At 45.5% G+C, this 26,288-nt stretch carries 24 protein-coding genes, 1 tRNA gene and 1 riboswitch; of the genes, 9 read left to right on the top strand and 16 right to left on the bottom strand.

Annotated elements, in window-relative coordinates:
• The first annotated feature begins 185 nt into the window (after positions 1 to 185).
• Together MHN02_RS08435 and MHN02_RS08430 are read left to right on the top strand one after the other, a co-directional pair.
• Positions 186 to 2,036, top strand: coding sequence for a methanol/ethanol family PQQ-dependent dehydrogenase (locus MHN02_RS08435; protein WP_014948731.1), 1,851 nt, complete (start codon positions 186 to 188; stop codon positions 2,034 to 2,036).
• A gap of 65 nt (positions 2,037 to 2,101) precedes the next feature.
• On the top strand, positions 2,102 to 2,770 hold the full coding sequence (locus tag MHN02_RS08430; protein WP_014948730.1) for a pentapeptide repeat-containing protein: 669 nt from the start codon (positions 2,102 to 2,104) through the stop codon (positions 2,768 to 2,770).
• Between the two features lie 42 nt (positions 2,771 to 2,812).
• Here MHN02_RS08430 and MHN02_RS08425 read toward each other — a convergent pair whose 3' ends face one another.
• The 3 genes from MHN02_RS08425 to prfC form a co-directional block, all read right to left on the bottom strand.
• A complete protein-coding gene (locus MHN02_RS08425) occupies positions 2,813 to 3,379 on the bottom strand; it encodes an NAD(P)H-dependent oxidoreductase (protein WP_014978661.1) in 567 nt (188 codons plus the stop codon).
• Between the two features lie 288 nt (positions 3,380 to 3,667).
• The gene (gene argS / locus MHN02_RS08420) at positions 3,668 to 5,398 is read right to left on the bottom strand and encodes an arginine--tRNA ligase (protein WP_239245515.1); all 1,731 of its coding nucleotides are present in this window, start codon (positions 5,396 to 5,398) and stop codon (positions 3,668 to 3,670) included.
• Between the two features lie 33 nt (positions 5,399 to 5,431).
• Complete coding sequence (gene prfC / locus MHN02_RS08415; protein ID WP_014948726.1) at positions 5,432 to 7,021, bottom strand: peptide chain release factor 3; 1,590 nt, start codon at positions 7,019 to 7,021, stop codon at positions 5,432 to 5,434.
• Positions 7,022 to 7,367: 346 nt separating this feature from the next.
• On the opposite strand from prfC, the gene MHN02_RS08410 reads away from it, so the two are divergent.
• The 6 genes from MHN02_RS08410 (at position 7,368) to MHN02_RS08385 (ending at position 14,193) form a co-directional block, all read left to right on the top strand.
• On the top strand, positions 7,368 to 8,861 hold the full coding sequence (locus MHN02_RS08410; protein ID WP_239245512.1) for a carbon starvation protein A: 1,494 nt from the start codon (positions 7,368 to 7,370) through the stop codon (positions 8,859 to 8,861).
• Positions 8,862 to 8,983: 122 nt separating this feature from the next.
• Positions 8,984 to 10,675 carry a sensor histidine kinase gene (locus tag MHN02_RS08405; RefSeq protein ID WP_239245509.1) on the top strand — a complete coding sequence of 564 codons (1,692 nt, stop codon included), beginning with the start codon at positions 8,984 to 8,986 and terminating at the stop codon, positions 10,673 to 10,675.
• A 2-nt stretch (positions 10,676 to 10,677) separates the two neighbouring features.
• Complete coding sequence (btsR, locus tag MHN02_RS08400; RefSeq protein ID WP_101563756.1) at positions 10,678 to 11,406, top strand: two-component system response regulator BtsR; 729 nt, start codon at positions 10,678 to 10,680, stop codon at positions 11,404 to 11,406.
• 220 nt (positions 11,407 to 11,626) lie between these two features.
• Positions 11,627 to 12,082 carry a MarR family transcriptional regulator gene (locus tag MHN02_RS08395; RefSeq protein WP_014948722.1) on the top strand — a complete coding sequence of 152 codons (456 nt, stop codon included), beginning with the start codon at positions 11,627 to 11,629 and terminating at the stop codon, positions 12,080 to 12,082.
• Positions 12,079 to 13,152 (top strand): HlyD family secretion protein, encoded by a 1,074-nt coding sequence (locus MHN02_RS08390; protein ID WP_239245506.1) that lies wholly within the window; start codon positions 12,079 to 12,081, stop codon positions 13,150 to 13,152. Before MHN02_RS08395 ends, MHN02_RS08390 begins: the two co-directional genes overlap by 4 nt.
• 9 nt (positions 13,153 to 13,161) lie before the next feature.
• Positions 13,162 to 14,193 carry a DUF2955 domain-containing protein gene (locus tag MHN02_RS08385; RefSeq protein WP_187447336.1) on the top strand — a complete coding sequence of 344 codons (1,032 nt, stop codon included), beginning with the start codon at positions 13,162 to 13,164 and terminating at the stop codon, positions 14,191 to 14,193.
• 49 nt (positions 14,194 to 14,242) lie between these two features.
• Here MHN02_RS08385 and dkgB read toward each other — a convergent pair whose 3' ends face one another.
• The 3 genes from dkgB to MHN02_RS08370 are packed head-to-tail and all read right to left on the bottom strand — an operon-like array spanning position 14,243 to position 17,219.
• On the bottom strand, positions 14,243 to 15,079 hold the full coding sequence (gene dkgB, locus MHN02_RS08380; RefSeq protein WP_014948718.1) for a 2,5-didehydrogluconate reductase DkgB: 837 nt from the start codon (positions 15,077 to 15,079) through the stop codon (positions 14,243 to 14,245).
• 21 nt (positions 15,080 to 15,100) lie between these two features.
• Positions 15,101 to 16,009 (bottom strand): TIGR03571 family LLM class oxidoreductase, encoded by a 909-nt coding sequence (locus tag MHN02_RS08375; protein ID WP_239245503.1) that lies wholly within the window; start codon positions 16,007 to 16,009, stop codon positions 15,101 to 15,103.
• Between the two features lie 10 nt (positions 16,010 to 16,019).
• On the bottom strand, positions 16,020 to 17,219 hold the full coding sequence (locus tag MHN02_RS08370) for an MFS transporter (protein WP_239245500.1): 1,200 nt from the start codon (positions 17,217 to 17,219) through the stop codon (positions 16,020 to 16,022).
• A gap of 192 nt (positions 17,220 to 17,411) precedes the next feature.
• Between MHN02_RS08370 and MHN02_RS08365 the strand changes: the two genes are divergently transcribed.
• A complete protein-coding gene (locus MHN02_RS08365; protein ID WP_014948715.1) occupies positions 17,412 to 18,308 on the top strand; it encodes a LysR family transcriptional regulator in 897 nt (298 codons plus the stop codon).
• A gap of 7 nt (positions 18,309 to 18,315) precedes the next feature.
• Here the strand turns inward: MHN02_RS08365 and MHN02_RS08360 are convergent, their stop codons facing one another.
• The 10 genes from MHN02_RS08360 to MHN02_RS08315 form a co-directional block, all read right to left on the bottom strand.
• A complete protein-coding gene (locus MHN02_RS08360) occupies positions 18,316 to 19,245 on the bottom strand; it encodes a DMT family transporter (protein WP_014948714.1) in 930 nt (309 codons plus the stop codon).
• Between the two features lie 228 nt (positions 19,246 to 19,473).
• Complete coding sequence (locus MHN02_RS08355) at positions 19,474 to 19,770, bottom strand: hypothetical protein (RefSeq protein WP_014948713.1); 297 nt, start codon at positions 19,768 to 19,770, stop codon at positions 19,474 to 19,476.
• 128 nt (positions 19,771 to 19,898) lie between these two features.
• Positions 19,899 to 20,399 (bottom strand): ribosomal protein S18-alanine N-acetyltransferase, encoded by a 501-nt coding sequence (rimI, locus tag MHN02_RS08350; RefSeq protein WP_239245497.1) that lies wholly within the window; start codon positions 20,397 to 20,399, stop codon positions 19,899 to 19,901.
• Between the two features lie 8 nt (positions 20,400 to 20,407).
• Entirely contained in the window at positions 20,408 to 21,136 is a 729-nt protein-coding gene (locus tag MHN02_RS08345) for an alanine acetyltransferase (RefSeq protein ID WP_239245494.1), read from the bottom strand.
• A 307-nt stretch (positions 21,137 to 21,443) separates the two neighbouring features.
• A tRNA-Trp gene (locus MHN02_RS08340) sits at positions 21,444 to 21,520 on the bottom strand.
• Positions 21,521 to 21,731: 211 nt separating this feature from the next.
• Positions 21,732 to 22,583, bottom strand: coding sequence for a phosphotransferase (locus MHN02_RS08335; RefSeq protein WP_232306464.1), 852 nt, complete (start codon positions 22,581 to 22,583; stop codon positions 21,732 to 21,734).
• Entirely contained in the window at positions 22,540 to 23,184 is a 645-nt protein-coding gene (gene pnuC, locus MHN02_RS08330) for a nicotinamide riboside transporter PnuC (protein ID WP_020743106.1), read from the bottom strand. The genes MHN02_RS08335 and pnuC overlap by 44 nt, the downstream gene beginning before the upstream one ends.
• A complete protein-coding gene (locus MHN02_RS08325; RefSeq protein ID WP_014975943.1) occupies positions 23,184 to 23,447 on the bottom strand; it encodes a hypothetical protein in 264 nt (87 codons plus the stop codon). Before MHN02_RS08325 ends, pnuC begins: the two co-directional genes overlap by 1 nt.
• 17 nt (positions 23,448 to 23,464) lie before the next feature.
• Positions 23,465 to 25,555 carry a TonB-dependent receptor gene (locus tag MHN02_RS08320; protein WP_239245491.1) on the bottom strand — a complete coding sequence of 697 codons (2,091 nt, stop codon included), beginning with the start codon at positions 25,553 to 25,555 and terminating at the stop codon, positions 23,465 to 23,467.
• Between the two features lie 55 nt (positions 25,556 to 25,610).
• A riboswitch (TPP riboswitch) is annotated at positions 25,611 to 25,714 on the bottom strand.
• A 130-nt stretch (positions 25,715 to 25,844) separates the two neighbouring features.
• On the bottom strand, positions 25,845 to 26,270 hold the full coding sequence (locus MHN02_RS08315; protein ID WP_012517742.1) for a hotdog domain-containing protein: 426 nt from the start codon (positions 26,268 to 26,270) through the stop codon (positions 25,845 to 25,847).
• Positions 26,271 to 26,288: the final 18 nt, after the last annotated feature.

Genomic DNA, 26,288 nt, shown 5'->3' with positions numbered 1-26,288 from the left:
CCCCTTTGGTACTAACTTTGTCTCATGATAAAGATACCTCATGTAAATCAATATATTAGCGTTTTCATTACACTTCAATCTAAGGGAATTTTTCCCGTATTTTGAAGGACGGAATCCGTTTATCAGGGCCTCTACTTAGTTACATACTGTTAACACAACATCAAGGTAACAGTGGAAATAAAACTATGGCTAAGTTCTATTCAAAGGCTTCATTGGCCTTAAGCGTAATTATTGGTTTAGGTACGAGTTCACATTTATATGCGGACGATGGCGTGACATGGGCAGACATTGAAAATGATGCCAAGACGCCTGAGAACGTGCTGATGTATGGTATGGGTCCAGAAGCTCAGCGTTACAGCGGACTTGATCAAATCAACAAAGAAAATGTACACATGCTATCTCCGGCTTGGGTGATGAGTTTTGGTGATGAAAAGCAACGGGGTCAAGAGTCCCAAGCAATCGTGTACGACGGTATTGTCTATGTAACCGGTAGCTACTCCCGTATCTACGCCTATGAGGCAAAAACAGGTAAGAAGTTGTGGGACTACGCCCACCGCCTTCCAGAAGGGATTCGACCGTGTTGTGACGTGGTAAATCGCGGCGCAGCAATTTATGGTGACTTAGTCTTTTTCGGTACGCTGGATGCTGGCGTTGTTGCCCTTGACCGGCTAACGGGCAAAGTAAAATGGAAGAAGCGCTTTGAAGACTATCGTGCAGGCTACACCATGACGGGGGCACCTACGATTGTTAAAGACCAAAAGTCAGGAAAGGTCATGCTTATTCACGGTTCATCAGGTGATGAGTTTGGTGTTGTAGGAAAACTGTTTGCACGCGATCCTGAAACCGGTGAAGAGATTTGGATGCGTCCATTTGTTGAAGGACACATGGGCAGATTAAATGGAAAAGACAGCACACCTACTGGTGGTTCATACGAAGTGACAACGTGGCCAAAGGATGAAAACGGCGAAATGGTCGAGGCATGGCACCACGGTGGTGGCGCACCATGGCAGAGTGCAAGCTTCGATGTTGAAACTAACACCATCATTATTGGTGCAGGTAACCCCGCACCTTGGAATACATGGAAACGCACCGCCAAAGGCGGCGATCCAAGAGATTGGGATAACCTTTATACTTCCGGACAAGTGGGTGTAGATGCAACCACTGGTGAGGTTAAGTGGTTCTATCAACATACACCTAACGACGCATGGGATTTCTCTGGCAACAATGAACTTGTTCTATTTGACTATTACGATAATGGAAAGCTCATAAAAGCGACGGCTCATGCAGACAGAAATGGCTTTTTCTATGTAGTTAACAGACAAAACGGTGAATTCATCAGAGGATTTCCCTTTGTAGATAATATTACGTGGGCCACACACATAGACCCTGACACGGGTCGCCCAGTTGAAGTAGACGGACAGCGCCCGCCACTACCTGAGCCGGGTGAAAAACGAGGAAAGTCAATAGAGGTATCGCCTCCATTCTTGGGCGGGAAGAACTGGAACCCGATGGCCTACAGCCAGAATACCGGCTGGTTCTATATGGGCGCAAACCACTGGAAAGAAGACTACTGGACGGAAGAAGTGACCTATAAGAAAGGTGCCGCTTACCTAGGACAGGGTTTTAGAATTAAGCGCATGTATGACGACCACGTGGGCGTACTTCGTGCCGTAGACCCCATTTCAGGTGAAATTAAATGGACGCACAAAGAGAAACTTCCTATGTGGGCTGGAGTTCTGGCGACGAAAGGCGGACTCATTATTACCGGAACAGGCGATGGCTATGTCAAAGCTTTCGATGAGGAAACCGGCGAAGAACTTTGGAAGTTCCAAACGGGCTCGGGCATCATTTCATGCCCTATAACCTGGGAAGAGGATGGTGAGCAATACATTGGCTTAGCGTCAGGGTATGGTGGTGCAGTACCGCTATGGGGAGGAGATATGGCTGAACTCACCAAACCTGTCGCGCAAGGCGGTTCGTTCTGGGTATTTAAACTTCCTAATCACAATAAAAAGCAAAACGTAGCTAAACAATAGCTTTATCTTTGCAACAAACCAAACCGAGAGGCGGTGAAAACGCCTCTCGGCATTAAGGAGCTCTCATGCGCTTACGTTTTCAAGCAACCAAACAACTCCCCATATTATTAGTTGTCCTATATTCAGCAACTGCCAGTGCCATTCCCGATTTCGAAGATGACGTGAAAATTATCAACGGATGTGAAATAAAACCAAAGACAGTGTGTAGCGATACAGACTTAAGCGGTGCTGATTTGAGCCATGCAAATTTGCACGGGGCAGTATTCACCAACGTTAAGTTCAACAAAACAGATTTAAGGCACGCCAACTTAAGCTATGCGACGTTTAAGAAAAGTAACCTAGATCACGCTGATTTAGCTACCGCCAACTTAAAACACGCAGATTTACGCAGCTCAAAAGTTCGCAACGCTAACTTAGAAGGCGTAGATGGCTGGGCGCTTTTCGGTCAAGGGGTTGATTTCACTAACTCCAACTTTTCAGGTGCTAACCTGGACCAAGCGCGTTTATCAGGTGCGACAATGGTAAACACCAACTTACGTGCCGCACGCTTAGAGCGGGTTTGGATGAACAAAGCAAACTTTGAAGGTGCTTCACTGATTAACGCCAATATTCAGGAAGCAAAACTGAACGATGCAAGTTTGTATCGAGCGAACCTAACCGGCACGCGCATCCACTACGCAACATTTCAGGGCACTTTCATGGACGAATGTATAAACTGTCCTATTAACTGGTAAGCTAGAGCCCCCTTGGGGTTACTCTAGCAAGGTCGCTTTCGTCTAAGACACTTTACCTGCCAACTCAGCCGTTTCTTTACCCAAATTTTTAAGCTGCTTAATCGTCTTTTCATCCGTAATTGCGCCATCTTCCATAAGCGTATTTACCTTCGCAATAGCTTTTTGGTTCGGCAGCACCATGGTACCTAGATTTTCAAGTAACATTCTCAGTACCACCAGCACGCGCATGCCGCCTAGCCCACCAGCAGACGCAGCCATAATTCCAGCCACCTTACCGCGATATGCTTGTAATGGCTTTTCGCCTTCCCCCATGCGCGATGCCCAGTCGATGGCATTCTTTAGCAGTGCGGGATAGCTTGAGTTGTATTCTGGTGAAGCAATAAGAAAACCATCATGGCTCATTAGCAATTCTTTGAACGCCTGTGCTTTTTCAGGCATACCAAACTCGGCTTCCTCATCTTCATTAAACAACGGCATTTGAAAGTCAGCGAGATCTATAACGGTAACCTCTGCGCCAGCTTCACGTGCGCCCTCTGCGGCAACTTTCATAATAGCTTGGTTGAATGAACCTTTACGGGTACTACCTGCAAATGCAAGGATCTTAGTCATTTGAGTTTCCTGTCGTTAATTTAAGTAGTGTTCTAGTTGTCTGATTTATAGGAAGCTATCGCCCTATCGGTTCTAATCGAAATGTTATACCACTGTACCTGCGGTTACACGCCGCGATTACGAACATTTTAAGTCTCGCTGAGTACGCAATAATCTATGCCCACTGGTATAACGATCACGATTAGCGCAAACGAGCGTTGTAGGGTTGACGCTTATGTTTCGTATAAAAAAAGGCTGACAATCAATGTCAGCCTCTTTGTTATCAATATGTATGTTGTACCGCGAACACTACATTTTTTCTAGTGTTTCGATGCCAAGTAGAGTTAATCCTTGCTCTAGCGTCTTGGCAACCAGAGCTGACAACGCTAGACGGCTATCGCGTACAGCTGGCTCAATACCGTCTTTTAACATCGGGCATGCTTCGTAGAATGACATAAACGCTGAAGCCACATCATAGAGGTAAGTACACAGTATATGAGGCGTGGCTTCACGAGATACTGTACCAATCACCTCTTCAAACTGCATAAGTAATACAGCTAGCGCGTGCTCTTGTTTCTCAGCAATATTGATATCTACTGGCATGGTGGCCATATCCACACCCGCTTTTCTGAACAAGCTTTTCACACGGGTATAAGCATACTGAAGGTAAGGCGCCGTGTTACCTTCAAAGCTTAGCATGGAGTCCCAGTTAAACATGTAATCAGTTGTGCGGTTTTTAGATAGGTCAGCGTATTTCACAGCGCCAATACCCACCTTGTGAGCGACTTCTTTAAGCTCGTCTTCGCTTAAATCGTTGTCGCGCTCGGCGATAAGTTTGCCCGCACGCTCAACGGCTTCATCAAGCAATTCGACCAGTTTAACCGTACCACCAGTACGGGTTTTAAATGGCTTACCGTCACTGCCTAGCATCATTCCAAATGGGCAATGCTCGTAAGTTTGCTCTTCTTTCATAAAGCCCGCTTTACGGCCCACAATTTCAGTTTGCTTAAAGTGCAGTGCTTGACGAGCATCGGTAAGAATCAGCGTACGGTCAGCGTTTAACTTGCCGCTGCGATAGCGCATTGCCGCAAGGTCTGTCGTTGCGTATAAATAGCCGCCACCCGACTTTTGAACGATGTAAACCGCAGGGTTACCTTCTTTATCAGCAAGCTCAGGTATAAACACCACCTGCGCACCTTGGTCTTCTACTGCAAGGCCTTTCGCTTTAAGGTCACTGATTACGTTGGCTAAATCGTCGTTGTAAGCCGACTCACCCATAATATCTTTACGGGTCAGGCTTACGTTTAGCTTATCGTACACTTCTTCTGAGTGAGCAATTGACACGTCAATGAACTTTTCCCATAGCGCCAGACACTGAGCGTCACCGCCCTGCAGCTTAACTACGTATTCACGGGCGCGGTCGGCAAAACCTTCTTCTTCGTCAAAGCGTACTTTGGCTTCGCGGTAAAAGTCTTCAAGATCAGAGAGTGCAGTTTCAGCCACTTCATCTTGTAGCTTGTCTGAAAGGTGCGCAAGCAACATGCCGAACTGTGTGCCCCAGTCGCCCATGTGATTTTGACGAATAACGTTGTGGCCCAAGAACTCAAGTACTTTAACCACAGCATCGCCGATGATAGTAGTACGCAGATGGCCCACGTGCATTTCTTTGGCCAGGTTAGGCGATGAGTAATCAACAACAATGTTTTGTTCTTTTGACTTAGCAATACCTAAACGTGGGTCGGTTAGTGACAACTCACACTGATTAGACAGCCATTCGTCATTTAAATGAACGTTGATAAAACCAGGGCCCGCCACTTCTAGCTTGCTGGCAATATCGTCGAGCTTTACAGTCTCAACAATTTTCTCTGCAATATCGCGCGGCTTTTGCTTAAGCTGCTTGGCTAGCGCCATCGCGCCGTTAAACTGATACTCACCAAATTCAGGTCGAGCGCTGCGCGAAACTGGCACTGGCGCATTTTCTACGCCCATTTCTTGTAGAGCTTCAGTGAAACGGTTAACTAATAGTGCATGTATATTCATAATATATTGTGTCTTTGTTTAATCTTTATTAGCTTAATTTTCGCGCGTGTTCTTGAACTGAATATCAGGGTAGCGCTCTTGCGCTAGCTGTAAATTCACCATAGTAGGTGCGATGTACGTCAAGTTATCGCCGCCATCTAGTGCAAGGTTTTGCTCACCTTTACGGCGGAATTCATCAAGCTTCTTCTCATTGTCAGAGTAAACCCAGCGGGCAGTGCTCACGTTAATATGCTCATAAAGCGCGTCTACGTTGTATTCGGCTTTCAAGCGAGCGACAACTACGTCAAACTGAAGCACACCTACTGCGCCCACAATCAAATCGTTGTTGGCAAGCGGTCTAAACACCTGTACCGCCCCTTCCTCAGAAAGCTGGATCAGCCCTTTCAGCAGTTGCTTTTGCTTAAGCGGATCTTTCAAGCGGATGCGTTTAAATAGCTCAGGCGCAAAGTTTGGAATACCCGTAAAGCGGTAGTTATCGCCTGACGTGAAGGTGTCCCCTATGCGAATGGTACCGTGGTTGTGCAAGCCGATGATATCGCCGGCATAGGCTTCTTCTAGCAATGAACGGTCACCAGCCAAGAAGGTTAATGCATCAGAAATACGCACATCTTTACCTAAACGGCTGTTGCGCATTTTCATGCCTTTTTCGTACTTGCCCGACACAATACGACAGAATGCTATGCGGTCACGGTGTTTCGGGTCCATGTTGGCCTGAATTTTAAATACGAAGCCACTGAACTTACCGTCGGTACTTTCGATAGTCCCTTCTTCGGTTTCGCGACCAAGTGGCGCAGGTGCCCACTCAACCAAACCGTCAAGCATATGATCAACACCGAAGTTACCTAATGCTGTACCGAAAAATACTGGCGTTAACTGGCCTTCCAAGAAAAGCTCTTGTTCAAATTCGTTAGATGCACCGCGTACAAGCTCAAGCTCGTCACGCAAGGTTTCAGCGAGGTCACTTCCTACTGCAGTATCTAACTCAGGGTTATCTAACCCTTTGATGATGCGCACGTCTTGGATAGTGTGACCCTGGCCACTTTGATACAAAATAGTTTCGTCGCGGTGAAGGTGATATACACCTTTAAAGCTCTTACCGCAGCCAATTGGCCAAGTAATTGGTGCACACAGGATATCAAGCTCGGTTTCTACTTCATCGAGCAGTTCCATAGGATCGCGAATATCACGGTCAAGCTTGTTCATGAAAGTCACAATCGGCGTATCGCGCAAACGGGTGACTTCCATAAGTTTACGGGTTCGGTCTTCTACACCTTTCGCTGCGTCGATAACCATAAGGCATGAGTCAACCGCCGTCAGTGTTCGATAGGTATCTTCAGAAAAGTCTTCGTGCCCCGGAGTATCCAGCAGGTTTACTAAGTGATCGCTATATGGAAACTGCATGACCGAGGTGGTTACCGAGATACCACGCTCTTTTTCCATTTCCATCCAGTCAGATTTAGCATGCTGACCTGACTTTTTACCTTTAACGGTACCGGCAGTTTGCAGGGCGCGTCCGAATAACAATACTTTTTCGGTAATCGTGGTTTTACCCGCATCCGGGTGCGATATGATTGCGAACGTACGTCGCTTTTTAATCTCTTCTAGAAGCTTCTTATCTGACATCAATACTTATCTTCGTTATCTATTATCCCTGTAAATCAATTACTTACAGGCGCGTTTCATAACGGATAAGCAATGCTTTTCCGCGCAAATTCAGTATTGCGGTAAAACGCTTGATACGGCTTGGTAATTAATTGCGCGGATTTTAGCATTTTACTGCACGTAACAGTAGAGCGAAATTACATACTCCCTACCGCTTAATTTGCTATGCGACCACTCACTGCTTTTTTTCATGCATACACACTTTCACATTGTTAACCTATTTCAAACATTGTTGTACACACCGTTTACAACACAAGTGACAGACCCTTTTTATAAACCCTATTTATAAAAATAAGGACAACGCCCTGTGATATTGTTTCTAATTTGCGTAGCCGCGCTTATTGCTGGCTACTTTATATATGGCGCCTTTGTTGAGAAGGTATTTGGCGTCACACCAGCACGCCCCACTCCTGCACATAGCCAAAAAGACGGCGTAGACTTTGTTCCCATGTCTACACCGAAGGTGTATCTCGTTCAGCTTCTGAACATTGCTGGCGTAGGCCCTATATTTGGTCCTATTATGGGTGCACTATATGGCCCAGCTGCCATGCTTTGGATTGTATTAGGGTGCATTTTTGCCGGCGCTGTTCACGACTATTTCTCAGGCATGCTGTCAGTTCGCAACAATGGCGAATCTGTGCCTAGCTTATCTGGCCGTTATTTGGGCCGAGGCGCTAAGCACTTTATGAACTTGTTCGCTATTGTGCTGCTTCTACTGGTAGGTGTAGTTTTTGTCTCAGCGCCCGCAGGCATGATCACAAATCTCGTTAATGATCAGACATCATGGCATGTTGAAGTTGGCACTATGGTCGCCATTATTTTTGCCTACTATATTTTGGCTACCATTGTTCCCGTAGATAAAATTATTGGTCGTTTTTATCCGTTTTTCGGAGCCCTTCTTATTTTCATGTCGGTGGGATTATTAGCCGCGGCCAGCTATTCTGACCAGCACTCGATACTTAGCCAATTCACGGCAAGTGATATGCTGACGAATTTAAATCCTAACAATATGCCTCTTTGGCCAGCGCTCTTTATCACTATCGCTTGTGGCGCTATCTCTGGATTTCATGCCACCCAGTCCCCGCTTATGGCTCGCTGTATGGAGAACGAGAAGAACGGACGTTTTGTGTTTTTTGGTGCGATGATAGGTGAAGGTGTGATTGCCCTTATCTGGTGCGCCATTGCCCTTTCTTACTTCGACAATTTAGAAGGACTATCGGCAGCTATTACCAATGGTGGCCCTGGAAACGTTGTCTATGCCTCATCATTCGGTCTTTTAGGTGTTGTTGGTGGCGTACTGGCTTTTCTTGGCGTGGTCATTCTTCCTATTACGTCTGGCGACACCGCATTTCGCTCAAGTCGTCTTATCATGGCCGAGTACTTTAACGTTGAACAAAAAGGTATACGTAACCGCTTGTTCATGGCCGCCCCTTTGTTTGTGCTTGGCGGTATTCTTACCCAAGTCGATTTCGGCGTTATTTGGCGCTACTTCGGATTTGCCAACCAAGCAACAGCCGTCATGATGCTGTGGACCGCGTCTGCATACTTACTAAGACATAACAAACTGCACTGGATAACTACGGTACCAGCAATATTTATGACGGCCGTTTGCGTTACCTTTATTCTAAACAACGACACCTTGGGTTTCGGTATGGCGATGAATGTATCGACAACCATCGGGCTTATCGCATCGCTAATCACCACGGTTTACGTCATTCGAATTTCCAAGGGGAAAGGTGAAGCGCCGCTTGAGCCATCATCTGTGAATGTTGAAAAGCCCTCCCAACCATTAGACGCGTAACTACCTACAGTAAACACGTGTAATATGATGAGCCGCCCTTTATATAGGGCGGCTATTTATTTTGTACTTTTGACATGGGTTATAATGAGGCTCATTTTTAACCGGCGGTAATATTGGCAAGCATGGAACTCATACTTTCGCTACTTCAACAAATGTGTGTGTATCTTGTGCTCGCATATATGCTGAGTAAAACACCGCTTTTTCTTCCTATTCTCAGCATTTCTTCTCATCGCAAACACCGGTACTTGGTGTATGTAGTTTTTTCTTCCTTTTGTATTCTGGGCACGTATTTTGGTCTGCAAATAGACGACGCCATTGCCAATACCAGAGCCATTGGGGCAGTTATAGGAGGATTACTAGGCGGTCCAGTAGTTGGGTTTGCCGTAGGATTGACCGGCGGCCTCCATCGTTATTCATTGGGTGGTTTTACTGATGTTGCCTGCGCTATTTCCACCACGCTGGAAGGTCTTATCGGCGGCCTCATGCACGTTTACTATGTTCGCCAGAACAAAAGTCTAGATCTTTTTAACCCATGGAAAGTTGGTGTCATTACCTTTGTAGCAGAGTTGTTTCAGATGGCTATCCTGCTTACCGTTGCTGAGCCTTTTGAAAAGTCTTACGCACTGGTCAGCGCTATAGCCGCACCTATGGTTATTGCAAATTCTGTGGGAGCTGCACTTTTTATCAGTATCTTATCTGACAAAAAAACGATTTTTGAAAAGTACTCTGCCACTTTTTCACGACGTGCACTATCCATAGCAGATCGCTCAGTGGGCGTGCTCACATCTGGATTCACCCCAGTTAATGCAGAAAAAGTAGCACGTATTATCTATGAAGAAACGAATGTGGGTGCGGTAGCGATTACTGATAAGGAAAAGATTCTGGCGTTTATCGGAACGGGTGCCGATCATCACCTGCCAAACACCCCCATATCGTCATCAAGTACGATGGAGTCACTGAACAATAACAAAATAGTCCATTTAGATGGCGCTGAGCGCCCATATCAGTGCACATTAAACAAAAATTGTCCGCTGGGTTCAGTGTTGATTATTCCACTTCACTCTGGCTCTGAGGTGGTAGGTACTATTAAGCTTTACGAACCCAAACGGAAGTTTATGTCGACGGTTACACTGTCAATGGCAGAAGGCATCGCTCAATTGCTGTCTAGTCAAATTGTTTACGGCGCATATCAGCAGCAAAAGGATCTGCTCTCACAGTCTGAAATCAAACTGCTGCATGCACAGGTCAACCCTCATTTCCTATTTAACGCACTCAATACGATTAGCGCTATTATTCGTCGCGATCCCAAAAGGGCCAGAGAACTCGTGCTAAGCTTGTCACGCTTTTTTAGAATAAACTTAAAGCAAAACACCGCGGTGGTGACACTAAAAGAAGAAATTGACCACGTTAATGCTTATCTGGCAATCGAAAAGGCGCGTTTTGCCGAACGCCTACAGGTTACCATCAAGTGTGACGATGCTGCCATGTCAGCGCTTCTACCAAGTTTTACGTTACAGCCACTGGTTGAGAACGCGGTTAAACACGGTATCGCCCAACGAATAGAAGGTGGGCATCTAACTTTGAATGTACGATGCACAACAGATAACCACATTCACATTCTCGTTGAAGATAATGCTGGCTCGTACAAACCCAAAAAAGAACAACACGCAGGTTTAGGGATGGATATTGTAGATAAACGACTTATTCATCAGTTTGGTCAACAAGCAGGCTTGGTGATCGAGTGTCGAACTAACCAGTTCACTCGGATGTCCTTTTCCATTCCACATACTCACCTTAATTCTCATCAGGGCTAACAATGACTAAGAACTCAGCATTTCGCGCGCTTGTTATTGACGATGAACCGCTCGCCAGAGAAGAGCTTTGCCAGTTACTCAACGAAACCAATGAAGTACAAGTCTTAGCCGAGGCCGCAAATGCCATAGAGGGGTTGGCATTAATTAAACAACACCGCCCGGATGTTATATTTCTTGATATAGAAATGCCTCAGCTCTCTGGACTCGATATGCTGGCTATGCTTGATTTAGACACCATGCCTTATGTTGTGCTGGTCACCGCATTTGAACAGTATGCCCTTCAGGCATTTGAAGATAACGCGTTTGATTACTTGCTCAAACCTGTGGAACCAGAGCGGCTTGATAAAACACTTGCCAGGCTTAAAAAGAGAACTCAGCCCCAAACTGACATTGACGCTATTGCCTCCCCCACGTTAGTACATATTCCTTGCGTAGGTCATCAGCGCATATTACTTCTACCCGAATCTGATATTCAGTTTGCTTACAGCGATGTGGCGGGCGTACATGTTAGATCGCTAGAACAACAAGCAGACACGCAGCTCACATTGAAAACCTTAGAAGAGAGAACCGCGCTTGTTCGGTGTCACCGGCAATACTTGGTGAGGTTATCATGCGTTGCGGAAATTAAACTCTTGGATAATGGCCTTGCTACGCTTCTAATGAAGACGGGAGATTCAGTTCCCGTGAGCCGTCGATATCTCAAAAAGTTAAAGTCGTTATTAACGCTTTAATCACACCACAAAGGCTGCATTAACTTAAAAAGGACTGAGAGAGTATGCCTGATTTTCGGGCACCGTAAGACAAATAGCCCCATTTTCCTGCTCACTGGAGAGCCTTCACCCGTTCAATTCACGCTCAACTTGCAAAATCTCTTTCTCATCTCAATGCCATTTACTTAGCATGCTAAACAAATAAAATAGTTAGCATGCTAAGTAAATCAACGGTTTTTACATGTCATTTTCAGAACCTATGCCACTTCAACTTATTGCGCTTTTTGCCCGCACTGCGCAAAAGTGCAGAAGAACTGTCACTGAATCGGTCGCTCATCTCGACCTTACAGAGTCTAGATGGCGCGTAATGATTCATATGTCATTACTTGGTGAGGGCTGTACGCAACAGATGGTGGCTGAAAGCTTGGAAATAGAAATGCCTAGCTTAACTCGCACAATTAAACAGCTCGAAACTACCGGATTAATCAAACGCGTTACAGATACTAACGACAAACGAAGTCGCTTACTTTACTTCACAGATATGGGCAAAGGTCGAATGAATGATATCGAAAGTACATTGATGGCGCTGCGAGATGAAGTGTACGCAGGAGTATCTGAAGAAGAGTTACGCATTATGGCTAAATGTGTTCAAAAAATTGAAGTTAATGCCGCAAAATTATTGGAGTCACTTAAGTGAGTCAACGAACCCCAGATCAGGAATTTGCTAGGTACATAAAGCTGGCTTTGGTCGCTTTTGCCATCTGCTTTATCTACTTTATTATTGCAGATATACGCATGCCAATGACACCACAGGCGAGAGTCTATCATCAGGTCACGCAAATCTCTCCTCAGATAAATGGGCCGATAAATGAGGTGCTTGTCAAAAATAACCAAACCGTAAAGGAAGGGCAGGTTTTATTTATCATTGATGAGACACCTTACCTAATTGCCCTTGAAAAGGCGCAAATTGATTTGGCGAATGTAGAGTTAGAGAATGCTCAGATAGATGCAAAAGCGGAAGCGATTAGAGCCAAAATAGAGGCTGCATCGGCGGTTTACGACGAACGCAACAATGAATTTCAACGACTTAATTCCTTAGTTCAAACTAAAGCGGTATCTCAACAAAACGTGGACAAAGCGTACGCGCAACTTAAAAGCGCTGAAGCTGAAATTAGTGCGCTTGAAGCCGATCTAAACCAGCAAGTTGTTGCAAGAGGTAAGCAAGGTGACAAAAACCTAAAATATCTAGAAGCGGTAAATGCGGTTAAACGGGCAGAGTTGAACTTAGCCTATACCAAAATTAAAGCACCGCATGACGGCATAATGGCAAACATGCAGGTAACTCAAGGCACTTATGCTAAACAAAGTACGCCCCTTGCCTCAGTTGTCGATAACACGCTAGATGTGGTTGCAGATTTTCGAGAGAAATCACTCGCCAATGTAAAAGAAGGCATTCGCGCTAACGTCGTTTTTGATGCACTACCGGGTAAAGTATTTGAAGCTAAAGTGGAAGAATTTGAAGCTGGCGTAAGCGACGGCCAACTTGCCGCCAACGGCACCCTTGCAAGCGTTGAAAAGTCGAATCGATGGGTACGAGATGCACAGCGCCAACGTGTCCACATTAAGCTTGAAGAACAAGAAATATCGTTAAGCCACCTCACCAGTGGCGCTCGCGCTACCGTGCAGATAGTTCCAGACAACCCTATTGAAAGTGTGGCAGCGAACATTCAAATTCACTTTATAAGCCTGCTGCACTTCATTTATTAGACTTAAATTATGGATTCACAGCTAAGTAAAAATGATGTCCAGCAGATGCTTAGGATCGCCTCCGGCGCCACGTTGGGCTTTGCTATATCGAAAGCGCTGGATTGGCCTAATCCGATATTTTTTACCTTGTACCCTATTTTGTTGCTTGGACTGGTAGCCGTTTTAAATGGTCACATTATTCGACAATTTCTTGCCGCAACTATCTTTCCGGCGGCAGCTGTTTTAGTGGTATACGGCTTGTTCGGAAGCCACCCATTGCTGATCACGCCGCTAATCGCCATCACTTTCGCTTTTCTGTTTTGGCAAATGAGTAAAGGTACGCTGTATTTATTCGGTGCGTTTTCCCTTGTAGGACTTTCGCTGCAGCTTCACTTTGCCAGCTACAGCAGCGATGGAATAGATATCTACGCATTAGTGATATCAAACATCGGTGCAATTCTGTTGGCATTGATAATTGCATTCGCTTTGCATATTGTTTTTCCCGATGAAGAGCCACGCACGCCTTTGCCCAAAGCGGCAAAAGATAAAGCAAGTATTCGCCACGAAGTCATATTATGCACCACTGTCGCCACGCTATCGTTTGCTGTATTTCAAACCTTCGACTTAGTAGATTCGATATCAGCACAAGCAGCAAGTGTATTGATTCTTTTTCCACTGTGTTGGAAAGGAGCCACATTGAGTGGCTGGCAGCGAGCGCTGGGCACGCTAATTGGGTGTAATCTTGCCCTGCTCGCCCAGCTTATTTTGCTCAATTACAGTGACACGTTGTTTTTCGCAAGTTTCAGCTTATGGATATTGGTATTTTTTATCAGCCGCCAGCATGTGCTTAGCGGTGGTGGTGCTGGCACTGGCTTTGGCGTACTTACCACATTTGGCATTTTGTACGGCCAGTCACTCTCTCCACAACAGGATATTATTTATAGTGCGCTGTATCGCTTTTCATCGGTAGTCGTAGCTATTGCACTTAGCCTGTGCGTTATTTATGTCGTACACAGTCTACTTAACAAATTCCAGGCTACACGACACCACACGTTTACTTGATTGTGGGTAAAAATGAAGCCAGCGCCAGTTGGCGCTTGGCAACATTAAATTAGTCCCACGCAGGTGAAAAATCTGGGTTAGCTTGACGGTCGCCACAATCTAGCGCGTCAATCTTTGCGATATCGTCAGCGCCTAATGTAAGTTCAAGCGCTTTGAAATTGGTTTCCAGGTTCTTGCGCTTAGTCGACGATGGAATAGTGACTAAACCATGGGCCAGCTCCCAGGCTACCACTACCTCAGCAGTGCTCACACCATGCTTATCTGCAATTGCGATGATGGTCTCGTCTTTTAACACTTTGCCAACAGCAAACGGCATATATCCTGTTACTGTGATACCGTGTTTCTCACACGCTGCACGCACTTTTTCATTAGTAAGATAAGGGTGTACCTCTACCTGATTCGTGGAAATAACGCCCTCGCCCAAGATACTCACCGCTTCTTCAATTTGTGCCACGGTAAAGTTAGAAATACCAACTTCTTTTGTGAGTCCCAGTTCCTTAACGCGCAGCAATTCACCTAGGTACTCTTCCATGCTTTCGCCGTTTTCCGGTGACGGCCAATGAATAAGTAGCAGGTCAACGTACGACAGTTGAAGCTTTTCCAAACTCTCTTTTACGCTATCCACAAAGCTTGCTTTATTCAGCTTGTCATTCCACACCTTGGTGGTGACATAAAGGTCTTCACGTGCAACAAGATTGTTTGCAATAGCGTCTTTAATAGCGCGACCTACCGCTTCTTCATTGCCGTAAATTTGCGCCGTATCAATGTGACGGAAGCCCACTTCAAGTGCCATTGTCACGCTGTTATAGGCTTCATCGTCTTTTAAGCGAAACGTGCCTACACCTAGCGAAGGAATTTTAGATTGTGACTGATTTACATTCGGCATGATGCCTCCTTGTTGGTTCCGTTATTTATGAAAGTGAGGTAATACGTTGTCAGCAATGCGCTGCATCGCGCCTTCTACTGGTTGCGTATTACGTCTGAAGTGCAGGCCAATATGATCAACCCCCGCGTCTTTCATTGCATTGAGTTCTTTGATAAGCCCATTTACACCAGTTTCAACCCCGAATCGGTGGCGTTTTATGGGCGCTTCATCGTCTTCAACCAAATTAAGATGAATAAAGCTAACGTACGGCTTGTTGCCCGCGACACTTCGCCATAGTTCTACGCGCTTTACATGCTCGTTCGGTGTACCTGGATACGCCAGCCAACCGTCCATATTTTCTCCAACCCACTGAGGGCTTTGCTGAGCGAGCCCTGCAACGTACAATGGCGGCGTGGTTGAGCGCGGTAACAGCGACATGCCAGGCTTAAGGGAATTCTCACCGTGCTTTACAATTTCCAGTGACTGCCTGAAGTGCTCGCCGCGACTGTCAAAATCAACATCGAACAACGGATATTCAACCGGTCTATCTCCACTGGCGACACCGAGTATTAGGCGGTCGTTACTTAGCTGCTGTACCGTTGCTGCCGCCTTTTTAACAAGCCATGGCTGCCTAAGAGGTAAAACAACGGCGGCTGTGCCTAATAGAATATTGTCTGTGATACCTGCTAAATAGCCCAGGTAAGTGAAGGTTTCGAAAACCTGAGCTGCATCACCAAAGCTAGGGTCGTAAACCGGTACATCTCGTACCCACGCTGCTTTAAACCCTAGTTTGTCGGCTAGTTGAATACGGCTGTGATGCTCGGTCATATCAGGTACGCCGAATGGCGTACCTTTTGTGGCGTCGAAATGCGCCCAGTCGTTATCTAGCGGAAGCTCTACACCTACTGAGAACGTGTGTTGTGCTAGCTTATCAAAGGTATTTGTCGTCATTATGACCTCCCTACGCGCTCGTTGTATTATTCGCCGTATTCGCAGTACTGAGTGCGCGCTTGTCTAAGTAGCCGCTGTAACGTGTAACAAGTAACGCTGCAACAGAAATAATTGCGCCAATCCATGCGGTATCAGATAACTGCATGCCGTCTACAATTGCACCGCCCAGAATTGAACCCACTGCTATGCCAATGTTAAATGCCGCGATATTTAAACCTGAAGCGACATCAACAGCATTAGGGGTAAACTTCTCTGCTAATTGAACAACGTACACCTGAAGTCCTGGAACATTGCCAAAGGCAAAGGCGCCCCACACTAAAACGGTGATCACTGCGGCAACTTTACTGCCCATGGTAAAAGTCAGGGCAAACAAGATGACCGCAAGGGCTGAAAAGATGATAGTTAACGCGCGGATTGGGCCTTTTTTGTCAGCAAGCTTGCCGCCATAGATATTGCCCACCGCGACAGACACACCGTAAACCAGCATAATTAAGCTGATGGCTGAGGGCGCAAACCCAGCCTCTTCCTGCAATATAGGAGCGAGATAGGTGAATGCCGTAAATGTGCCGCCATAGCCCAATATCGTCATTAGATACACTAGTACCAGACGAGGCTGGACCAACACTTTCATTTGTTCACTCAAGGTGGCCGGTTTACTTTGCTTAAGATTGTTCGGTACCAGCAACGCACTGCCTATTAGCGCAAGTGTGCCAAGCGCGGAAACCACAAGGAAGGTTGCTCTCCAACCGAAGTTTTGACCAATCCAGGTACCCAAAGGTACGCCAGTAACCAAGGCTACGGTTAAGCCCGTAAACATAATGGCAATAGCACTGGCTTCTTTTTCTTTCGCCACTAGCCCTGTAGCAATAGTTGACCCTATGGAAAAGAACACACCGTGCGCTAAGCCTGTCAAAATGCGAGCTAAAATTAAGCTCTCGTAGCTAGGCGCTTGCCAAGCAAGAATATTACCAGCCACAAATAGCGCCATTAAGCTAAGCAGAACATGCTTTCTATTCCACTTACCCGTAAGGGCGGTAAGAACCGGTGCGCCAACGGCAACACCAACGGCGTACAAGCTTACCAGTAAGCTTGCGCTCGGTAACGTAACGCCAAGATCAGTAGCAATGGTGGGGACAAGCCCCACTATCACGAACTCTGTTGTGCCAATAGCAAACGCACTTAACGTTAACGCAAATAATGCAATAGGCATTTCAATTATCCTCAAAAAGTAATTAACGAGATGGCTTGATTAACAACGCCACCATTGGCTTCTAGAACGAACAACTACACCGTTTTTTGAAAGCCATTAATAAAGTGCGTACAGTTTGACGATAAATTTATTTGCAAAAAACAGCACTAATGACAAAATACTTTTGCGATATTTGAAAATATAAGGTGTGCGATGCCAGTCTCATCAAAAACTGAAGATTTAGAAGCGTTCCTAACCGTTGTGGATACAGGTAGTTTTTCCAGTGCTGCCAATCTACTCAATCAGCAGGTTGCAAAAGTTAGTAGAGCAGTTACTCGTCTTGAAGATGGCTTAGATGTAACTCTATTGAATCGCACTACCAGACGGCTGGAATTAACAGAAGAAGGTGAGCTTTTCCTGCAATATGCCAGAGACGGGCTAAATATATTAGAAAAAGGTGAAGAAGCATTACGGCTATTAAAGCGGGCTCCTTCTGGAAAACTTCGGGTTGATGCTGCGAGCCCGTTTGTGTTCCACCAGCTAGCGCCGTTAGTGGGTGAATTTCGAGAAGCATTTCCTGACATAACACTCGATATCACCAGTCACGACAGCATTATCGACCTGTTGGAACATAAAACCGATATCGCAATACGTATTGGTGATTTAAGCGACTCTAACTTGCACGCTAGACGTTTAGGAAAAAGTAAGCTGCATATTGTGGCAAGCCCACAGTATCTTGAAAAATATCCCATATCTGAAGGTGAGGATGGAATTAGCACGCTAAACAAACACAAACTGATTGGCTTTAGCGACTCACCAAGTCTAAATAAATGGCCGCTCAAGCAAGATATTAACTTGCAGTACAGTCTTCGTGCGTCAAGCGGCGAAACTATTCGCCAGCTGTGCTTGGCGGGTCAAGGTATCGCGTTACTTTCTCACTTTATGGTACACAAAGATATCAGTGCAGGCTCGCTGGTAGCGCTATTTCGCGACGATATCGTCAGTCCAAACCGCAGAGAGTCGGTACAAGCGGTATACTATAAAAATAGTGCAGTATCGTCTCGTATCTCTGCGTTTTTAGATTTTATACAGCCTCGACTAACTCTTTAACTTACCTTTATTTCGCGTGGCCTTTACCTAATATCTTTTTAAGTGTGCTTTGAGGAAGGCCATTTACTATTAGCGCGGCTATCATCAATATTGCACCGGCCATAACCATAGGCAGCAGCGTTTCTTTAAGCAATATCACAGAGCTTACATAACCCACTATCGGCGTGAGTGTACTAATAAGAACAATTTTATCTGGGGGTAATTTAGGCCCCGCCGCTACCATGAGGCCAAAACCGAGACCCGTTGCCACTGGCCCAATGTACGCCAATAGTAACCAATCGCTTATATCGTAAGCCCCAAAATTAGGTGTTGGTTCAACTATCAGTGCAATAGCAAGCATGGCGAAACCTGCGATGGTAAACTGCCAGAAGACAGCTTCAATGACGCTTCCCTTCCACTTATGAAAAGACACTCTTCGAATAGCGACCGCCCACAATGCAGATGCCAGCAACATACCAAAGAGCGGTAGCCATGCGCCCGGTTGTCCCGAAGCAAATAAAATCATTGCACAGCCAATGGTAGATATACCGGTTAGAATTAATCGCTTAGAAGGCGGACGTTGCCGATACCATAGGGTGTCGATAAGCAGCATCCAAAGCGGTGTAGTGTAAATAAGAATACTGGCCGTGCCGGCAGGAATAAACTGCAGTGAGACAGTAATAAGCCCCATTGATAGGATAAACTGGAAAAAGGCAACGACAAACACCACCGAGCGATCTTTACGATTGAGCACCGGTAAACGTTTTTTGGTGATAAGTACAAACAGCGCGAGTACCGGAAGGCTTAACAAGAAGCGCAAGCACACCATCCATACAGGCCCTACAATCTCAAGCCCTAATTTCATGCCTGGCCAGTTAAGTCCTAAACACAACACCGCAACCAAAAGCATTTTAATGCCTTTTGATTGCTCTTTTTCCGCCACCGATGATGAAGACATGCGTTTTAAAAAATCCAATTACACGAACTGCGTTAAGAGAAGTTTCTACCGCCTGGTAAGCTGAATGTAGGCGGAGAATTTTGAGGGCGCAAATATAAGTGAATTAGCAAGGGATTAAAACCTTCCTGACCGTGTAAACACGCCAATTTATCGACCAAATGGTCAACTTTTTAAAACCTTGTGGAAACTTTGCTATACGGGTGGTTAATCACTGATAAACACTATGACTTACAGGTACAATGCAACAGACAGCAGCTTCCGCTCACCTCTTTCTATTTTGCTTACGCTGTGCATGTACTTATCTGGCCGAAAAAAGTAAATGCGGTTAAAGAGATTAAAGATGACTTTCTCTGCCCAAAATTGACCGCCGCGCTTCGGCTTTTTTAGTACTACATTAAATTTAAAGTAACGCCCGCTGCCCATAGGGTCATTATGTTCTAACACGCTATGACCCTCTTTGTAGGTAACCACATTTATAGCAAATCGTTTTGATGAGATTAAAGCCTTGTTGAGCACTTTAGCCATGCTATTTCTACCTTGATTGATGGGGACGTGTTCTAATTTAAACACGCACGGCTATGGTCTGGAAGCGTATGCTGAGTTCAGATAATGCTTTGATATACGCGAAACGTATATGCCTAGGATTACAAACACTAGGCTAAGGTGGGATTTGTCCACTTCATGATTTTAGCGTTTTCTTTTTGTGCGCTGTTTCCATTACTCTTGTCATGCCCGTCATCATTATTTTTTACGGTGTAATAATTTTTGCGGGTTTCTATATGCTGAAACCCCGAGCTCTCATAAAGCGCAATAGCAGTATGGTTACTTTCACGCACTTCTAGCCACATTTCACGCATTGCATTTTTTACCGATGTCTCAATGACAAAATCAACTAAAGCGCGACCTACCCCCTTGCCTCTTGCGCCACTGTCTACCGCAATATCCATCAGCGTAGCTTCATCAACGACTTCAAGCATGATGGCATAGCCAACAATCTTGTCATTTTCAAAGGCAAACACCCCGTAATAGGGTTTGGTGAAACAATCCGCGAAAGTACTTAGTTTCCAAGGCGACACTTGTGCCTCTTGATGGATAGCATGCGCAAGTTCAATGTGCTCGTTAAAGCCTTGTGGCGGTACGATTGTTAACTTCATCGACGCGACTACTGGCCGTTAGCTGAATGGTTTAATTCGCGTGCTGCGCTGATAAGCTGCGCCCACAGCTCCCGTTTTTGCACAGCTGTGAGTTTAAGCGGTGTGGCTGGCAATATAATGGCCGTTTCGGTTACCGATAGCGTACGGCCAATCATTATGGTGCTAGCCCACTGTGACGGTATACCCAACTGAACACAGGCTAGCTGTAAGTCCTTCAGCCATTGCTGTGATTTTGCTTTCTGTTCGGCACTTAACGGGATACCTTCAGGCGATACCGGCCCTTTTGCGCCAATAGACTTTGTTAAAGACTCTTGCGAAGCAACCGCATTGTCGTAAGACGGCGAAGTGTTGTGTGACTGTGAAGCACCTGTTTCGGTTTGCCCTACTTTCCCTTCATTGTGCGATGCGCCAAGCGTGGAGAGTTTTGCTGCCCCGCCGTCTTTAGGCTTAGCCTTGTCTTTCGCGCTACTGCCAACATTTGCTCTCAACTGAGCAAGCCGTGATTGCTTTTCTTCTTGAGATATTGGCGTTGAAGGCGGCTTATTGGCTTGAGCATTTTGACTGTAGGGAATTTGGGCCGATGAACTACTAGGAGTGCCGACGTTGCGTTGTGCTGCATTGGCGTTGTTTTGTTTCGCTTGGTCTTCCTGCTTTAGCTCAGTGTAGGCGTCTTTGGTGATCCAAACAGGGATCCCCATTTCCTGTAAAACCGCCTGCTGATATGAAGTAAGAGACATTGCGTAAAAACACCTAACGTGGATAGTTCATTATGTTTGTTTAGTTTACTAAAGTTGCAGGCTTGGTTGAATAACTATCGCGTTCTTTTGCTCGGATTGCACCTGCTGTTTAATGCTCAAGCGCTAATTCATAAGCGTTAGTTCATAAGGGTTATGCGCGAATTTATAATGCCTGGCCCTTGGTATAAGAGGAAATAAAACAGCTGCAGCAAATTAAACACTAGCAACAGAAACCAATAGAATTTAAGAAGAATTTAACAAAGAAACGATTTAGGATTTGAACGTAAACGTTCATAAGAAGAGAAAGTGGCAGGGGTGGAGGGACTCGAACCCCCAACCATCGGTTTTGGAGACCGCTGTTCTACCAATTCGAACTACACCCCTAGCGCGCTGTGCATTATACGGATGACATTAAAAAGGTAAAGCCTTTTTATCACTACCATGCACTGCATGCTTAATTAACACGCAATGCGCTGTTTTTTCAATCGAATAACACCAAATAGGCTTTATCCATCACCTGTGTTTTGTCTTATTGCTCGCTTTTAAACCGACTTCTATGCAGCGTCACTTTTAAATGCGGAGCAGTTTATGCCAATTAGACCTTATTGGCGTTAAGCGCAGCAAACCACAGGTCATTAGTGATAGCGACAATCTCGGTGTGCAGATCAAATTTCGCTATCGCGTCGTGCTCATCGATATTCATTAGCTTGGCGTAATGCTTAACGAGCTCTCTACTTTCATTGATTTCAAGTTTATTGATAAGGCAGCAACTTGCTAAATCGAAGTAGCGGTTTCCCATGGCGGCATATTCCCAATCAATAATTTTGAGTGAGTTATCTGCGCTCAGTAATAAGTGATTAGTTAGCAAGTCATTATGACATAACACATAGTCGTCATCGTCTTGTTCACTTTTTATTACTTGTTTCCGCAATGATTGGGCTTTTAGATAAAGCTCACTGCTCATGTCGAGCTGTGCAACATTAATATAATGCTGCCATCTTGATGCTAAATCTAGTGGCCTAGCGGTAATGGGCAAAGAATGAATACGAGCGAGGGTGTTGGCCAGCTCAAGCATTGAAAGCGTCGCACTTTCACTGTGCTCTAGCCACTGCTCAACCCAGATGGTTTCATCATCGCTTAACCATATAGGTTGCGGCGCTACTCCCAACCTATAAAGCTGTTGCTGCAAAGCAAATTGGTGCGCACGATTAACCCCACTAAAGTCATCATCGCCCATCCATTTCACCGCTAAGTCGACAGGGTTATGATCCGACTTTGGTTGCCCACTACTTTGAAGGTTATTTGCAATCAAGGGTAACTGACTATCTGCGAGCTCTTGAACGCGGTAAACGTGATTTACCGCTCCAGCAGGGTGTGACGAAATTTTCGCACTGTCGCTAAGATTAAGCGCCTTTTGCAGCGTGGCGATGATATCCAACCTGTTCACCTTGTTTTTTATATTGTACTAGCCACTGATAATACCCAAATACCGCAAAACCAACATAGCCTAAGAACAGGCAAGCAGATAATGCATAACCCACTTGCAGGTATAAATAGGCGGACGCTAAATTGATGAAAAACCAATAAACCCAGTTTTGCAGGATTTTATGCGCCACCATAAATGTTGTGACTACACTCAATAAATTAATGCTCGCATCTAATAGTAGGTACTCACTATTGAACTGTGAGCCTGCCACCTCAGACAGAACCCAAGCGAGCAATAACATACTCGGCACAATGAGCAAATGAGCCCAGAGAGGCCAATGAAGCACTGGCTTAACATCGCCGTCTTCCGCCCCTTTCGACCACTGATAATAACCGTATCCCGCCATTATCATATAAAAGAAGTTAAGCGCAGACTGAAATGGCAAAGTCACCTGCCAAAATAGCCAGGTGTAAATTGCGGTACTCACAAAAGCGCACAGCCAACACCAGCTGTTCTGTTTTGCGGCTAACAGCACATAGGCAATAGCGAGGACAACCGCTACCCACTCTAAAAGCGAAGTAGCGGCAATTTGTGAGGTAAACTCAGAAAAAAAGCTAGCCATTAAGATGATTTTCTAGATTGCATGGCATCGAAGTTTAAGAACTTGGCCACGAAAATAGCTTGCCCCACTTCTTCATGGGTCCTTTGCATTTCTTCACCAAGTACTTTCATAACCACACCATAGTCACCTGTAACCTGCGTGCTGGTTGAGCTTGTTGAAACTGTAATATCACTGTAGCTATTTAACCTATCAATGAAATCTTGAATAGGTGGAATGTATTCGTTAACCAATGGGTACAACGACAGTTCAACCATAACTTGCATGTCTGTTTCCTTTTATTTTAAAACGCGTACTTAACAGTAACGCCAAACTGACGACCGTTACCTATTTGGTAATATGGCTCATCGAAGGCATACTCATCGCGAGGGTCGTTGCTGAAACCACCGAATCCACGGGTGTAGTACTCACGATCAAAAGCATTTTGTACCCACAGTGATGTCTGCCAATCACCGTGTAGCACCACAATCTCCGAATTAACCAGCGTAGTACTTGGCGAGGTTACATCATGGCCGTCAGAAAAACGGTATTCACTTTTGTAATCTACATCTACACGCCAAAGCATGTTATCTGTAAGTGCGTACTCACTATACAGGTTTGCGGTCCACTTAGGTGATTGAGCCTGTCTTTGCTCAGACACTTCAGTACCGTCTGCAAGCGTATACCCTTCAAAGGTAGCGCTTAGATATCCAACACTTGCATCTAGCTGCCATGCATCACTAGCAATCCAGCTAAGCTCCAGCTCGGCTCCTTTGTTTGTTCCTAAATCAGCATTATCAATAATATCTACGAACCCTGCCGTACCGTCATCACGAGTGATAACGTCAAAATCGCTCACCTGAGTATCTTTTCTATCCATATAGAAAATTGCAGCGCGAGCAATTAGGTCAGGTGTAAATAATGGGCCCTTAACGCCTACTTCGTAGTTCCAGTTATATTCTTCGTCGAAGAATCGCTGATTGTCATTCACGCGGCTGTCGGGGTTAAAACCTGCACCTTTATATCCGCGTGAAATACTGCCGTAATAGAAGTGATTGCCCTGCGTATACTGAAGCGCGACTTTCCCGCCTACCATGGTGGTGTCGAACGCGCGAGTAAGTTGGTTGTTATCAGCGTAATCAAAATCGTAGTTTTCTACTCTTAACCCTGCTACCAGTACTAAATTTTCGTTCAAACGACTTTCAGTCTGAGCATAGATAGCGGTCGTCGTAGGCGTGTATTCACTGGCAAAGTCACTATCCAAATAAGTGTATTGACGTAGCAGCTTTTCTTCCGTGCTTTTATAAAATACGCCTATTGTCCAGTCAGTCATACCATCAAAAAGTGCGGCACTGTCAGAGGACACGAAACGCATCTCGCCGGTCTGTGTTTCTACATCGCGATAATAGGCGTCAAAAGACGTGTAACCCCACGGGTGAAACCCTGTGAATGTCCAGTCTTCATCGTAGCCATAAGCAATATTGTGAGAAGCATGGGTGGCAATTAGAATAAAGTCGCCCGCTGCTGTATTGGTTGTAGAGCGCGCGCTAACAGCGTGGGTTTGGTATTCGTCAAATCCTGGTTCATCAGACAGCGTTTTGTTGTCATTGTCTAGCGAGAATGCATCGTAACCGTTATCGATATCGTACCAGCGATAAGTAAGTGCAAGTGTGGTTCGCTCATCTACGCTGCCTTCAACGGCAAAGCGCAGTGCGGTTTCATCGATATTCGCGGTATCGCTTCTATTTAAGAACGTATTTTCTACAAAGCCATCACTGCGATTATGAACCAGCGCAACACGATAGCCCCAATCCGTGTTGATATCATCACCAGTGGCGCCTTCAATACGGTAACTCTCTTTGTTCCCAATGCGGGCTTCAACGTAGTCTGGGGCGTCGCTACCCACGTCATTACTGGAGAGTTTAACCGCTCCGGCCAATGCACCTGTGCCGTATAAGGTAGCCTGAGGTCCGCGATATACCTCTAGTTGTTTAGTATCAAAAATAAGACCTGCCGCAGCAAGGCCTGAAAAATCAAATTCATCGACGATAAAGCTTACAGAAGGATTGATAGGCTCGGCGAACTGACTACGCTCTCCAATACCGCGAATTTGCACGAAGCGGCCGCGAGACGCACCAGCTGCAAAGTTTACGTTTGGAATACTGTTTAGCACACTGTCGATATGGCTCGGCTGTCTACTGCGAAGACGCTCTTGATCTAAAATGGTCGCGCTAGCACTTAACTGGTCGAGTGTAGTTTGACGAAAATCACCAGATACGACGACTCGCTCAATATCTGATGGCGTACTATCTGAAGTGTTACTTACATTGGCTTGTTGCGCATAGGCCGCAACGGAACTAGCAAGCAGTGAAAGTGTGAAAAGTGTTTTATACATGGGATCTCTTATTCTTATTTAAGAAAAAAGATCCGGGTCTAACGGCAGGTGATAAGGCTATATTGTGAACCATCCCTACGCCGGTATTATCCGGATCAGGTTTAAGGGTTCCCACGAATGTGGGTCTCAGACCGAAAACGGACACCCCTTGGTATAGTGTTGCGCTGCTAAAACTAGCAAACTCAACTTCTGCAACGGAGTCTACCAGTTCGATACACGCCGTCAAGCAGATAAGACGTTAAGCTAACGTAAGGTTTTATATATGATATAAGGCGTTGAAAGCTTAGGGCTATTCAGCGTCAATATTCATATTTAGGCGACGTACTTCATCGTCAGTTTGTGCTTTTAAACCTTCCAACGTTTTGCCGTGTGCGGTTGGTTGACGCGTATCAGGGTCAACCTTTACGAAAACGATATCGTCTGCAAAACAGATGGTTTTCTTGGTTGCTTTGTTGCGTACCAAGCAGCTTACGGTAATAGACGTACGGCCTACAGCTTTAGTTTCTAGACCAAACTCTACGATATCACCCTGCATAGCCGGTGATTCGAAACTAATTTCACCAATATGCTTAGTTACCAAGCAATTAGTTTCTAGCTGACAAATAGCCCAAATTGCAGCTTCTTCGTCTATCCATTCTAACGCGCGGCCACCGAACAAAGAATTGGCGTAATTAAGGTCGTTTGGCATAACTAGACGCCGAGAAAGAAAGCGCATTCGAATTCCTCATAATAA

The organism is Alteromonas sp. CNT1-28, assembly GCF_022348345.1.
Classification (GTDB): domain Bacteria; phylum Pseudomonadota; class Gammaproteobacteria; order Enterobacterales; family Alteromonadaceae; genus Alteromonas; species Alteromonas macleodii.
The sequence above is the reverse complement of the archived record's forward strand: the minus strand, read 5'-3'. Positions and strand labels throughout refer to the sequence as shown.

Excerpts from the sequence above, each read along its gene's own strand:
- MHN02_RS08435 (WP_014948731.1), top strand. The coding sequence starts at position 186 with ATGGCTAAGTTCTATTCAAAGGCTTCATTGGCCTTAAGCGTAATTATT.
- MHN02_RS08430 (WP_014948730.1), top strand. The coding sequence starts at position 2,102 with ATGCGCTTACGTTTTCAAGCAACCAAACAACTCCCCATATTATTAGTT.
- MHN02_RS08425 (WP_014978661.1), bottom strand. The coding sequence starts at position 3,379 with ATGACTAAGATCCTTGCATTTGCAGGTAGTACCCGTAAAGGTTCATTC.
- argS (WP_239245515.1), bottom strand. The coding sequence starts at position 5,398 with ATGAATATACATGCACTATTAGTTAACCGTTTCACTGAAGCTCTACAA.
- prfC (WP_014948726.1), bottom strand. The coding sequence starts at position 7,021 with ATGTCAGATAAGAAGCTTCTAGAAGAGATTAAAAAGCGACGTACGTTC.
- MHN02_RS08405 (WP_239245509.1), top strand. The coding sequence starts at position 8,984 with ATGGAACTCATACTTTCGCTACTTCAACAAATGTGTGTGTATCTTGTG.
- btsR (WP_101563756.1), top strand. The coding sequence starts at position 10,678 with ATGACTAAGAACTCAGCATTTCGCGCGCTTGTTATTGACGATGAACCG.
- MHN02_RS08395 (WP_014948722.1), top strand. The coding sequence starts at position 11,627 with ATGTCATTTTCAGAACCTATGCCACTTCAACTTATTGCGCTTTTTGCC.
- MHN02_RS08385 (WP_187447336.1), top strand. The coding sequence starts at position 13,162 with ATGGATTCACAGCTAAGTAAAAATGATGTCCAGCAGATGCTTAGGATC.
- dkgB (WP_014948718.1), bottom strand. The coding sequence starts at position 15,079 with ATGCCGAATGTAAATCAGTCACAATCTAAAATTCCTTCGCTAGGTGTA.
- MHN02_RS08375 (WP_239245503.1), bottom strand. The coding sequence starts at position 16,009 with ATGACGACAAATACCTTTGATAAGCTAGCACAACACACGTTCTCAGTA.
- MHN02_RS08370 (WP_239245500.1), bottom strand. The coding sequence starts at position 17,219 with ATGCCTATTGCATTATTTGCGTTAACGTTAAGTGCGTTTGCTATTGGC.
- MHN02_RS08365 (WP_014948715.1), top strand. The coding sequence starts at position 17,412 with ATGCCAGTCTCATCAAAAACTGAAGATTTAGAAGCGTTCCTAACCGTT.
- MHN02_RS08360 (WP_014948714.1), bottom strand. The coding sequence starts at position 19,245 with ATGTCTTCATCATCGGTGGCGGAAAAAGAGCAATCAAAAGGCATTAAA.
- MHN02_RS08355 (WP_014948713.1), bottom strand. The coding sequence starts at position 19,770 with ATGGCTAAAGTGCTCAACAAGGCTTTAATCTCATCAAAACGATTTGCT.
- rimI (WP_239245497.1), bottom strand. The coding sequence starts at position 20,399 with ATGAAGTTAACAATCGTACCGCCACAAGGCTTTAACGAGCACATTGAA.
- MHN02_RS08345 (WP_239245494.1), bottom strand. The coding sequence starts at position 21,136 with ATGTCTCTTACTTCATATCAGCAGGCGGTTTTACAGGAAATGGGGATC.
- pnuC (WP_020743106.1), bottom strand. The coding sequence starts at position 23,184 with ATGGCTAGCTTTTTTTCTGAGTTTACCTCACAAATTGCCGCTACTTCG.
- MHN02_RS08325 (WP_014975943.1), bottom strand. The coding sequence starts at position 23,447 with ATGCAAGTTATGGTTGAACTGTCGTTGTACCCATTGGTTAACGAATAC.
- MHN02_RS08320 (WP_239245491.1), bottom strand. The coding sequence starts at position 25,555 with ATGTATAAAACACTTTTCACACTTTCACTGCTTGCTAGTTCCGTTGCG.
- MHN02_RS08315 (WP_012517742.1), bottom strand. The coding sequence starts at position 26,270 with ATGCGCTTTCTTTCTCGGCGTCTAGTTATGCCAAACGACCTTAATTAC.